The following is an 11,248-nucleotide window of genomic DNA, read 5'->3' as shown; positions in this document are numbered from 1 at the left end:
CAATTAGCAATGAACAATTAAAAAATAACATAAGCCAACTGGTCAAACCTGCATCACAAGCTCAACCTGCCTACCCCATAATATTAACTTGCTCCCTAATCTTTTAGTTCTTGAGCAAGTGCATCAATACGTTTCGAAAAATAAGGATAGTAAATAGTACCCCACACAGGTGCTTTTAAGTAACGATAAGCCTTCTGCTCTTCTACATCAAAAACCACAGGAATTTCAAATGCCGAAAAATGTTTCTTAGAGAAATTCATCGCCAAAATCCTTGCATCATCAGTAGTTTTACCTTTCAACACAGCTATACTACCTACCCCCGCCTGAAGCCCTCTTGGCCAACCCTTGTGGTTTTTAATAGCATACTCAAAACAAGCTGCCGAAAAACTTTCTAAAAGCTGTGCATCAATAGGTTGTTCTGTCTCACCTACTATCACAAAAGTATTAAGTTGAGTCGCAAACCAGCTCCATCTAAACTCCTTGTTATAGCCAATAGTGCAGTCAATACCATTGATAGTCGCTTTACCAAAAAAACGATTTTCCTTTTTAAATATTTCCTCTGCTGTCATAATACTAAAATTTAAGTTATTTTTCAACAAAACTTTTCGCAAAGGTATATAACATTTTTCAATTAACAATGAACAATTTAAAAATTAACATATCTCCTATACTCCCCCAACACTCCCCAAAGCCGCCTCCAGCTTGAACGAACGATAAACGAAGGATAAACGAACTATAAACGAAGGATAGTCACCAAGCTGGCGCAGCTGAGTATACCGCGAAGGATAGTCAACAAGCTCCCTCTATAATCTAAACTCTAAAACTAAAACTAAATCTTGTAATTTATAATTTATTTCGTACATTTGCACCCAAAACTCATAAACACCATTTTACCAATGAAAAAATATATCGATTCAGGAAAAAAAGATACTCGTAGCGGCTTCGGGGCTGGCCTTGCCGAATTAGGACGCACCAACCCTAATGTTGTCGCTCTTTGTGCCGACCTTATCGGCTCACTCAAAATGGAGAAATTTATTGAAGAAAACCCCACCCGATTCTTCCAAATAGGTATAGCCGAGGCTAATATGATGGGAATTGCTGCCGGACTTACCATAGGAGGTAAAATCCCTTTTACAGGTACCTTCGCAGCCTTCTCCACCGGACGCGTGTATGACCAAATACGCCAGTCCATAGCCTACTCTCACAAAAACGTAAAAATATGCGCCTCTCACGCCGGACTTACCTTGGGCGAAGACGGCGCTACTCACCAAATATTAGAAGACATTGGGCTGATGAAAATGCTCCCTAATATGGTAGTTATCAACCCTTGCGATTATAACCAAACCAAAGCAGCTACCCTCGCTATTGCCGATTATGTAGGACCTGTATACCTGCGCTTTGGTCGCCCTGCGGTAGCCAACTTCACCCCCGAAAATCAAACCTTCGAAATAGGAAAAGGCATCCTACTGAACGAAGGTACCGATGTAACCATTATCGCTACCGGTCACCTCGTGTGGGAAGCCCTTTTAGCTTGCGAAGCCTTAGAGGCAAAAAGCATTTCAGCCGAAGTAATTAACATCCATACTATCAAGCCTTTAGATGAAGATATCATCATCAACTCTGCCAAAAAAACCAAAGCAGTAGTTACCTGTGAAGAACATAACTATTACGGCGGTTTAGGCGAGAGCGTAGCCCGTGTACTAGCACAGCACGCCCCTACTCGTCAGGCTTTTGTTGCTGTAAATGATACCTTTGGCGAGAGTGGTACCCCCGATCAGCTAATGCAAAAATACGGCTTAGATAAAGACGGCATTATTAGGGCTGTTGAGTCTGTCCTAAAAAAATAATAGCACGTATATGGTCGATAAAATATTAGAATGCTTAGAGTCTTCATTAACCAAATATAGCTTCTCAGCTCCTTACGAAGGTTTTGAGCTTAGCGATGGTCGCTACAATTATATCGGCATAAAACAATCAGAGTACAGAGTCCATATCTATTTGTATGAAGAACTTGATTTTAGTAAAGACAAATACACCATACTTGAACTAAAAAAGGCAACCGAAAGTGAAATAGCCAATATTTTAACCTCTCTTGAACAAAAAATCACTGAAAAATTCTTTGCCGAGTCCTATACCGGTAAGTTTAAATACAAACTGCACGGCGTTTTAGAGTTTAACAGTGAGCGTAAAGAGTTCTTTTTGGTAAATCAAGAGCGAAAAGTAGAATTAAAACAGCATTACGATAAGTATATAACCGAGGTCATTAGCAATCGCACCCGTAAGATGCAAGAGTATGATTGGGCTTCTGTTTTGGAAAAAGCTTTTGATTTTGAACTCACAGGCTATACCGAAAGCCAGCTTACCCAAATACTGCTGCAAGGCTTAGAAGCAGCCAAAGCTACTCGCAAAAAAGACTTTATCCAAAGCTTTCAGGACTGTATGATGTCCCATTGTAACACTTGGAAAGAGAAAACATTTTTGCCCCTGTATTACAATATTGAAAAAGTTACCTTTTTCTCCAATAGCTACACCCTGAAAGAAAACATTAAAGTCGATACCGAAAAACTTGACTTTTTTGTACAACAAGCTCTTTGGGCAATTCAGTTTCAAAAGTACAGCTGGGACGTTCCTTATGCCAAAGAAGATTTGGACCGTGCCGCCAAAGATTTTAAAAGTGAAAAAGCAAAAATGTACCTCAAAAAAGGCTCAGGTCTGTTGCCCGAAAGCCTTATACATTACAAGGACGAAGAGGTTGAATGCAAGGCAAATGATATCTTTGCTACCATCAGTGTAACTATCAAGCAAGAAAACGCCTCTGCCTACCGCAAGGCTTTAGATTTTAGTATCAACTTGCTACAAAACAACTTCCCTCGCAGTTATGGCTTTAAACTGAGCTCAAAAGCCGAAAAGTCTTTTATAAAGATTAAAGGCATAGCCCAGTCAAGCACCAATCGTTTTTTTGCGCAAGCCCTACAATATCAAGAGTTGCATCCCAAATTAGTAGAGTACGCCGAAGTAGCTATGGTAGAGTTTCAGTGGTATAATGATGTTGCCCCAGGCGAAAAAAGTTGTATGCTCGGTAGTTATGCAGTGTTTGGCTTAGGACTCATTAGTGAGGCATATTTCCCCTTAGTACTCAAATATTTCAACCTTGTAGATGATGAGCACCAAATGGTACACAAGTACTTTGTTGAAGCTCTTATCAGTAGGTATGGTATAACCCAAGAAAGCCTACCTGTAATATGCGACGGCATAGATTCAGCTCAATTTAGAATGAAATATAAAGAACTGAAAAAAGCAATGCAGTTGCCCGAAAACAAAGCCCTCTTGGAAGAAGTGTTGAAAGGAAAATCTGCAAATTATAAGGAAGAAGTATATTACGCAATAAAGTAAAAACACTTCGTTTGAATGATGTATTGATGTACCCCTTGGCAAAACTTTCTATTACCTTTACAAAAAAAATATGCATTGTTCATTGCCAATTATTAATTATTTTGTACCTTTGCATTTTGAAAATTATATAACTGATAAATATCTTTTAAAAAAATGAATATAAACAGAGAGCAAGTTGATGCTTTAAATGCTGTCGTATCGATAGCTATTGAGAAAAATGACTACGCTGATAAAGTAGAGAAAGCCCTTAACAATTACCGTAAAACTGCTAATATTCCTGGCTTCCGCAAAGGACACGTGCCTATGAATATGGTAAAAAGACAGTACGGAAAAGCCGTAAAATTCGACGAGATTAACCGTCTTCTACAAGATTCTTTGTACAAGTACATCGCCGACGAAAAACTTAATATCTTAGGAAACCCTCTACCAAAAGAAAATCAAAATCTAGACTTTGATGCCGATAATATCACCTTTGAGTTTGAATTAGGTTTAGCACCAGCTATCGAAGTTGATTTACAACCTAAAAAAGGCATTGTACGTTACGAAATTACCGTATCCGATGAACAAATCGACAAACAAGTAGAGCGTATCCAAAAACAATTTGGCAAGCTCGTGTCTAAAGGCGAAGTAATTAATGACGATAGCTTAGAAATAACTGGCACCTTCTTTAACGAAGAAAAAGGTATTGATACACAAGCCACTTTCTCTTTAGAAACACTATCTGCCGAGGCTCGCAAAGAGTTTATAGGCAAAAAAATAGGTGATCAGTTCCAACTGCAAACCAAAAACCTATTTGCCGATGCTCACAGCCTTATGCATTACCTTAAAGTATCTCATGAGGAAGCACATCATTTAGATGTAGAAGTCACTTTAACTATCGAAGAAATTAATGAACGTGTAGGAGCCGAACTAAATCAAGATTTATTCAATAAGCTTTTCCCTGACGGCTCTGTTACTACCGAAGAACAACTACGTGAGAAAATAAAAGAAGGTGCTCAACAACAATACAATGAGCAAGCCGACCAACATTTCTTAAACACCGTTACCGATTATTTGGTTGATAACACTCAGTTTGAATTACCTTCTGCTTTCTTAAAACGCTGGTTGCGCACCTCTGGTGAAAAAGAACTTACCGCCGAAGAAGCTGAAGAAGAATACAACCGTTCCGAAAAAGGATTGCGTTACCAACTAATTGAAGAAAAAATATTAAATGATAACAAGCTACAACCTACTTATGATAAGTTAAGAGAGTTTGCTGTTGTTTATATCAAAGCTCAGTTAGCACAATACGGTATGCCTACTACCGATGATAGTTATGTAAATGACATTGTCGACAGAGTACTTAAAAACCGTGACGAAGTGCAACGTATACAACAACAGTTAGTATTCAAAACACTTATCGATTTCTACAAAGAAAACGTTAAAACTGATGTGAAAAAAGTTTCTTTTGACGAGTTCGTAAAAGTAGCATTCCCTGAATAGTAATTTTTACAAAATACTATAAACCAGTCCAAAATTGCTAATGATAAATACTATTTTTGTATCTTATTTAGCAATTTTGGACTACATTTATTAAAATGAAACAATCAATTCTCAACCGAATACAAGCCCTTGGCGGTGATATTAGCAAAGTAAAAGGCACTTCATTACAAGAAGACCTTTTATCCATTACTTTCAATACAGTCCTTTATGAAAAACCTGAAGATACTCCTTGGGCAAAAGCTGATGAAGAAGAACCTATTTATGGTTTGGGTGAATGGGTCGACACTCACTTCAAGCTGTATAAAAGTGATAAAAAGGCATTCTATGATAAAATGATTGCTGAGTTTTATTGCCTCACCGAAGAACCTCGGGGGCAACATTTTTGGGTAGCAAATCTTTTTACACCTTTCAAAGAGGGTACTGCCGATTATGAAGAATGGTATGATGATTTTTCTGAAGAAGAATTTGTAGATTTAACAGAAATCACTAAGCTAACTAGCAATAAAACTCCTGATTTTATACAACTTTTCTATACATATAGCTATCCCGACCATTTGTATATAGCTCTTTCCGATCCTAATCCTGAAAATCCTACACTTTTTGGGACTGACCACGAGGTATTTTTCAGCGAGGTAGACAATATGGGTTGTTTGGAAGACTATCTCAATACTCTAATGACCCCAGAAGAGCTCATTGATGTTGTAGAAAAAGCATTAGTTGATTATAAACCTTAATCATCGTAATACTAACAACTTACGATTAATAACTAAAATATAATGAATTTATCAGACGATTTTAAAAAATATGCTATTAAGCAACACGGAGTTAATAGCCTTTACTATGATAAAATAGTAGGGAGTATGACTCCATATATTATGGAAGAACGCCAGCTAAATGTAGCTCAAATGGACGTTTTTTCCCGCCTAATGATGGATAGAATCATCTTCCTCGGTACCGATGTGAATGATCAAGTTGCCAATGTAGTAACTGCACAACTCCTTTTCTTGGAAAGTGTTGATAGTGCAAAAGATATCCAAATCTATATCAACTCACCTGGAGGTAGCGTATACGCAGGCTTAGGTATTTATGATACTATGCAGTTTATCAAGCCCGATGTAGCTACTATCTGTACAGGTATCGCTGCCTCAATGGCTGCTGTATTGCTCTGCGCTGGGGCTACTGGCAAACGCTCTGCCCTACCCCACTCACGTGTTATGATACACCAACCCTCAGGAGGAGCTCAAGGGGTAGCTAGTGATATGGAAATCAATCTAAAAGAAATGTTGAAACTCAAGAATGAGCTTTACGAAATCATTGCCAAACACTCAAGGCAACCTTTTGCCAAAGTGTATCAAGATTCAGAACGCGACTATTGGATGATAGCTCGCGAAGCTAAAGAATACGGTATGATTGATGAAGTATTAGAAAGAAAATAATGGCTAAAAAAGATATAGAATACTGCGATTTTTGTGGCAGACCAGAAAGTGAAGCCGATTTGCTCATCAAAGGTATGAATGCCAATATATGTAACATTTGTGCCGAACAAGCTCATATTATTATAGAGCAAAGCTTTGAAACAAAAAAAGACAAAAAGAAATCTAATAAAACAAAAGAACCTTTAAGCGATGAGCTTAGCCTCAAAACACCACAAGAAATTAAACGTTTTCTTGATCAGTATGTAATAGGGCAAGATTTTGCTAAAAAAATCCTTTCAGTAGCAGTATATAACCACTACAAACGCTTGCAGCAACCCGATGCCGATAATGAAGTAGAAATACAAAAAAGTAACGTGATAATGGTTGGCGAAACAGGTACAGGTAAAACCTTAGTAGCACGTACCATTGCCAAAATGCTAAATGTACCTATTGCCATTGTCGATGCTACTGTACTTACCGAAGCTGGTTATGTCGGTGAGGATGTGGAGGGTATCCTTTCACGCTTGCTACAAGCTGCCGATTATGATGTAGAAAAAGCCGAACGTGGCATTGTATTCATTGATGAAATAGACAAAATAGCTCGCAAAAGTGATAACCCTTCTATCACCCGCGATGTATCTGGCGAAGGGGTACAACAAGCTTTATTGAAACTCTTAGAAGGTTCAATAGTAAATGTACCTCCTAAAGGTGGACGTAAGCACCCCGACCAGCAGTATGTTCAAGTCAATACCGAACATATACTCTTTATTGCTGGTGGGGCTTTTGATGGTATCAATAGGGTCATATCCAAACGCCTTAATATGCAGGCTGTGGGTTATAACTCATCAAAAAATACACAAGTGGATAGAAAAAACTTAATACAGTACATCATCCCTAAGGATTTAAAAGACTTTGGCTTGATACCTGAAATCATAGGTCGTCTACCTGTACTTACCTATATGAATCCCTTGGATAATAGTACTTTGCGAATGATACTCACCGAGCCTAAAAATGCTATTATTAAGCAGTACAAAAAACTGTTTGAAATGGACGGCATAGATTTTGATATTACTGAAGAGGCTCTTAACTTTATTGTTGAGAGAGCGTTGGAATACAAACTTGGAGCTCGAGGTTTGCGCTCTCTTTGTGAGAATATCCTTACCGATGCAATGTTTGAACTACCCGAATCTGGCATAAATAAGTTAACAGTAACTAAAGAATATGCTGAAGAAAAACTGAATAAATCATCTTTGCACATACCCTCATAAAAACACAACTTTGTAAAAGCCTTAAATACTTTTACAAAGTTCATCTTGTTAATTACTAATTATTTAATTGCTAATTAATTGAATATGGACACAACAACAATTATTCGTAATAGTTTATTAAAAGCTATTTCATATAGCACTTATCGCAACCTCATAGATAAGTATGAAGCCGAAGGAAAATCAAGTGGTACAGAGCAAACTCAAGATCAAGTACATTACACTGCTTTAAATCAAAAACGCTACAAACGCTTAGATAAAACTATTGAAATTCCTGAAGATAAGGCGCAATATTTTGCTTCTTATGATAAAAGTGTATGCCTATTGGTAATAACCGAAAGTTGGTGCGCCGATGCAGCTCAAATAGTTCCTGTAGTACACAAAATAGCTGAGTGCAATCCTAAACTCACTATGAAACTTGTTTTCCGTGATGAGAATGAAGAATTAATGAATCTCTTTCTTACTAATGGTGGTAAAGCTATCCCAGTAGTAATATTTTTAGACTTAGAAGATAAAGTATTAGCTCATTGGGGGTCACGTCCTTCTACAGCTACTCAAATGGTAGCAGAAGAAAAAGCTAAAAATGGCAAACTTACCCCAGAGTTTAAAGAAGAACTTCAAAAATGGTATAACCAAGATAAAGGAACTACTATTATAAGTGATTTTATAAAGATATTAGAAGAAATAAAAGATAAATAAGATGAAGAAAATAATAATAGCTCTTAGCAGCCTCTTTGCTCTTTCAGCAAATGCTCAAACTGACTCTATTGCAGCTCGTACACAACAAGTAATGCAAAACACACAAGCTTCTGTTGTACCTCAAGAAGAAACTCACCCTACTACTTTAGAAGGAGTTTTCCAACAACTAATTGATAAGTCAGGATCTTGGCAAAACTTTAAAATGTTAGATAAAGCTAAGTTAGCTGTATTCCAACGTAGTATGGCTGATAGTATTAACAGTGTAAGAGCTCAACTAACTACCGAAAAACAACAAGTACTAACCCACGAAGCTACAATTAAAGAACTCAATGACAAAATCACTGAACTACAAACAACTCTTACTGATACACAAAACCAAAAAGACAGTGTAAACTTTTTTGGGGCTTTGGTATCGAAAAGTGTATATAACTCCATTATGTGGGGTATAGTAATTGCTTTAGGTTGCTTATTAATTTTGTATATCTACAAATATTCAAATGGCAATGCAATAACTAAAAAATCAATTGGTGATTTAACTGATCTACAAGAGGAATACGAAAGTTACCGCAAAGCAGCTATTGAGCGCGAACAAAAAGTACGTCGCCAGTTGCAAGACGAAATTAATAAACACCGTTAAACCGATGCGTATTGATATTATTTCTGTAGTACCTGAACTAATGGAGAGTGCTTTTAACTACTCCATTATCAAAAGGGCTATTGATAAAAATCTTGTAGAGGTACACTTTCACAACTTGCATAACTATGCCAATAATGCTTACCGCCAAGTAGACGATTATCAATTTGGGGGGGGAGCTGGCATGGTTTTAATGATAGAACCTATTGATAAGTGTATTTCAGCACTGAAAGCCGAGCGTGATTACGATGAAATAATATTCCTCACCCCCGATGGAAATACACTCCAACAAAAGATGGCCAACCAGCTATCTATGGCTGAGAATATTATCATTCTATGCGGACATTTTAAAGGGGTAGATCAACGTGTACGTGACCATTTTATTACTAAAGAAATTTCTATTGGTGATTATGTACTCTCTGGAGGTGAATTAGGAGCAGCTGTACTTTGTGATGCTATCATCCGGCTAATACCAGGAGTACTTTCCGATGAAACTTCTGCCCTTACCGATTCTTTTCAGGATAACTTATTAGCTCCTCCTGTATATACCCGCCCTGCTAACTACAGAGGATGGGAAGTTCCTGAAATACTTACCAGTGGCAATACCCCAAAAATAGAACAGTGGCGTGAAGATATGGCTTATAAACTTACAAAAGCCAAACGCCCCGACTTACTTAATGAATAAAATATTATAGTTATGGTTTATAAATTTAGAGTTATACTCGATGTTAAAGAAGATGTTTTTAGAGATATAGCTATTCAAGAAGACGCTACCTTAGAAGACCTTCACAATGCTATCAACCAATCTTTTGGATTTACTGGTGAAGAAATGGCGTCCTTCTATCTCACTGACGATGAATGGAATCAAGGAGAAGAAATCACTCTTTTTGACCTTTCAGAAAGTGGAGAAACCCGACTAATGGAAGAAGTTACTATTGATTCTGTAGTAAGTGAAGATGAACCTAAATTGCTATATGTATATGATTTTATGGCAATGTGGACATTCTTTGTTAACTTAGTAGCTATTGATGAGGAACAAGCTGGAGCAAGTTACCCTACTGTACTACTCACTCACGGAGCTATCCCTGCCGATGTACCTGAAAAATCATTTGTAGCTAATGATTTTAATGAATTTGACGATGAGTTCAATGATTTTGACCTTGATGAGGAAGACTACGAGAACTTTACTGAAGAAGAATATTACTAATCAATTAATAATTAGCAATTAACAGCATTATGCTGAATTTATATACTACAAATATTGAATCCCTTTCTATTCATCGAGTAGGAAATCAAAGCAAAGGAGAACCTTTATTCATTTCAGAAAAACCTTATGCTTTGAATGATGAAATTATAGGTTTGTTAAAAGAATACTTCTTTAAGCCCTTCCGCGAAAAAGAAGAAAACTATTTTCATTTTGTACATGATGCCGATGTAGAGTTTAATGAGCTATATCAGTTAGTAACTCCTATCTTTGAAGATGAAAGCTCTATTCACCAACAATCACAGAAAATAGCTCAACATCTCTATAATCAATCCAACCACCCACATATAAAAAGTGGTGAGGTATATATCGCTCTTTTGCACGACACTTATTTGGATAATGAGAAAGTAAAAGCTATTGGTATTTTCAAGTCAGAAATAAAAAACAGCTTTTTACAGTTTGAAGAACATCCCAACCAGCTCGAAATGATTATTCAAGAGGGTATAAACATCCAACGATTGGATAAAGGTTGCATCATTTTCAATGTTAATAAAGAAGAAGGCTACAAAATTCTCTCGATAGACAGTAATCGCTATGATACTAAATATTGGCTCGAAAACTTCCTTAATATTGATGCTCTCATTGATGATAATTTTTATACTAAAAAGTACTTGAAGTTTAGTCAAGATTTTGCAAAAGATGTCATTCTACCTGCTGAGGACAAGAAAGAAGAAGTACTTTTTATGAATCGTGCTATCAATTACTTTGCTAAGAATGACGACTTCGAAGAGACTTCATTTATGAATGAAGTATTTGAAAATCCTGATTTAATACCTGAATTTAAACATTATAAGGTAGAGAAAGGTCCTAAATATCAAATAGAAGATGTCTCAACTTTCCCTATAGCTAATAAAGCTGTTTCAGATGCTCGTAAAAAGATTAAGAATGTAATTGACCTAGACACAAACATACAAATCCGTATGGACTTTATCAACCCTGAATCAGCAGAAAAATTCATCGAAAAGGGCTGGGATGAAGAAAAGCAAATGTACTACTATTTAGTATATTTCAATAAAGAACAAAAAAATAATTCTTAGCTAATTTTTGTTCAAAAATAAATGGTTAATAACTGTTAGTTATTAACCATTTATTTTTT

General features: G+C 36.6%; 12 protein-coding genes. 11 read left to right on the top strand and 1 reads right to left on the bottom strand.

The features are described from left to right. Positions 1 to 95: 95 nt before the first annotated feature. Positions 96 to 569, bottom strand: a complete 474-nt coding sequence (locus tag C4H12_RS02945) for a hypothetical protein (RefSeq protein WP_106097599.1) — start codon at positions 567 to 569, stop codon at positions 96 to 98. Between the two features lie 327 nt (positions 570 to 896). On the opposite strand from C4H12_RS02945, the gene C4H12_RS02940 reads away from it, so the two are divergent. The 11 genes from C4H12_RS02940 (at position 897) to C4H12_RS02890 (ending at position 11,189) form a co-directional block, all read left to right on the top strand. Further along, positions 897 to 1,847, top strand: coding sequence for a transketolase family protein (locus C4H12_RS02940; RefSeq protein WP_106097598.1), 951 nt, complete (start codon positions 897 to 899; stop codon positions 1,845 to 1,847). Positions 1,848 to 1,857: 10 nt separating this feature from the next. Further along, complete coding sequence (locus C4H12_RS02935; RefSeq protein ID WP_106097597.1) at positions 1,858 to 3,393, top strand: DUF6138 family protein; 1,536 nt, start codon at positions 1,858 to 1,860, stop codon at positions 3,391 to 3,393. 153 nt (positions 3,394 to 3,546) lie between these two features. Next, a complete protein-coding gene (gene tig, locus C4H12_RS02930; protein ID WP_106097596.1) occupies positions 3,547 to 4,875 on the top strand; it encodes a trigger factor in 1,329 nt (442 codons plus the stop codon). Between the two features lie 95 nt (positions 4,876 to 4,970). Then, positions 4,971 to 5,609, top strand: coding sequence for a hypothetical protein (locus tag C4H12_RS02925; protein WP_106097595.1), 639 nt, complete (start codon positions 4,971 to 4,973; stop codon positions 5,607 to 5,609). Positions 5,610 to 5,651: 42 nt separating this feature from the next. After that, positions 5,652 to 6,311: an ATP-dependent Clp endopeptidase proteolytic subunit ClpP gene (clpP, locus tag C4H12_RS02920; RefSeq protein WP_106097594.1), complete on the top strand. Its 660-nt coding sequence runs from the start codon at positions 5,652 to 5,654 to the stop codon at positions 6,309 to 6,311. Continuing rightward, positions 6,311 to 7,558 (top strand): ATP-dependent Clp protease ATP-binding subunit ClpX, encoded by a 1,248-nt coding sequence (clpX, locus tag C4H12_RS02915; RefSeq protein ID WP_106097593.1) that lies wholly within the window; start codon positions 6,311 to 6,313, stop codon positions 7,556 to 7,558. Before clpP ends, clpX begins: the two co-directional genes overlap by 1 nt. Positions 7,559 to 7,642: 84 nt before the next feature. Next, the gene (locus C4H12_RS02910; protein WP_106097592.1) at positions 7,643 to 8,254 is read left to right on the top strand and encodes a thioredoxin family protein; all 612 of its coding nucleotides are present in this window, start codon (positions 7,643 to 7,645) and stop codon (positions 8,252 to 8,254) included. 1 nt (position 8,255) lies between these two features. Further along, positions 8,256 to 8,891 (top strand): hypothetical protein, encoded by a 636-nt coding sequence (locus tag C4H12_RS02905; protein ID WP_106097591.1) that lies wholly within the window; start codon positions 8,256 to 8,258, stop codon positions 8,889 to 8,891. A gap of 4 nt (positions 8,892 to 8,895) precedes the next feature. Continuing rightward, positions 8,896 to 9,573 carry a tRNA (guanosine(37)-N1)-methyltransferase TrmD gene (gene trmD / locus C4H12_RS02900; RefSeq protein WP_106097590.1) on the top strand — a complete coding sequence of 226 codons (678 nt, stop codon included), beginning with the start codon at positions 8,896 to 8,898 and terminating at the stop codon, positions 9,571 to 9,573. Between the two features lie 12 nt (positions 9,574 to 9,585). Then, the gene (locus C4H12_RS02895) at positions 9,586 to 10,095 is read left to right on the top strand and encodes a hypothetical protein (RefSeq protein ID WP_106097589.1); all 510 of its coding nucleotides are present in this window, start codon (positions 9,586 to 9,588) and stop codon (positions 10,093 to 10,095) included. 29 nt (positions 10,096 to 10,124) lie between these two features. Continuing rightward, the gene (locus C4H12_RS02890) at positions 10,125 to 11,189 is read left to right on the top strand and encodes a nucleoid-associated protein (RefSeq protein ID WP_106097588.1); all 1,065 of its coding nucleotides are present in this window, start codon (positions 10,125 to 10,127) and stop codon (positions 11,187 to 11,189) included. Positions 11,190 to 11,248: the final 59 nt, after the last annotated feature.

The organism is Capnocytophaga sp. oral taxon 878, assembly GCF_002999135.1.
Taxonomy (GTDB): Bacteria; Bacteroidota; Bacteroidia; order Flavobacteriales; family Flavobacteriaceae; genus Capnocytophaga.
The sequence above is the reverse complement of the archived record's forward strand: the minus strand, read 5'-3'. Positions and strand labels throughout refer to the sequence as shown.

Bases quoted from the DNA above. Each gene is read 5' to 3' on its own strand.
- C4H12_RS02935 (WP_106097597.1), top strand. From the start codon at position 1,858: ATGGTCGATAAAATATTAGAATGCTTAGAGTCTTCATTAACCAAATAT.
- C4H12_RS02940 (WP_106097598.1), top strand. From the start codon at position 897: ATGAAAAAATATATCGATTCAGGAAAAAAAGATACTCGTAGCGGCTTC.
- tig (WP_106097596.1), top strand. From the start codon at position 3,547: ATGAATATAAACAGAGAGCAAGTTGATGCTTTAAATGCTGTCGTATCG.
- C4H12_RS02925 (WP_106097595.1), top strand. From the start codon at position 4,971: ATGAAACAATCAATTCTCAACCGAATACAAGCCCTTGGCGGTGATATT.
- C4H12_RS02895 (WP_106097589.1), top strand. From the start codon at position 9,586: ATGGTTTATAAATTTAGAGTTATACTCGATGTTAAAGAAGATGTTTTT.
- C4H12_RS02890 (WP_106097588.1), top strand. From the start codon at position 10,125: ATGCTGAATTTATATACTACAAATATTGAATCCCTTTCTATTCATCGA.
- trmD (WP_106097590.1), top strand. From the start codon at position 8,896: ATGCGTATTGATATTATTTCTGTAGTACCTGAACTAATGGAGAGTGCT.
- clpP (WP_106097594.1), top strand. From the start codon at position 5,652: ATGAATTTATCAGACGATTTTAAAAAATATGCTATTAAGCAACACGGA.
- C4H12_RS02905 (WP_106097591.1), top strand. From the start codon at position 8,256: ATGAAGAAAATAATAATAGCTCTTAGCAGCCTCTTTGCTCTTTCAGCA.
- C4H12_RS02945 (WP_106097599.1), bottom strand. From the start codon at position 569: ATGACAGCAGAGGAAATATTTAAAAAGGAAAATCGTTTTTTTGGTAAA.
- C4H12_RS02910 (WP_106097592.1), top strand. From the start codon at position 7,643: ATGGACACAACAACAATTATTCGTAATAGTTTATTAAAAGCTATTTCA.
- clpX (WP_106097593.1), top strand. From the start codon at position 6,311: ATGGCTAAAAAAGATATAGAATACTGCGATTTTTGTGGCAGACCAGAA.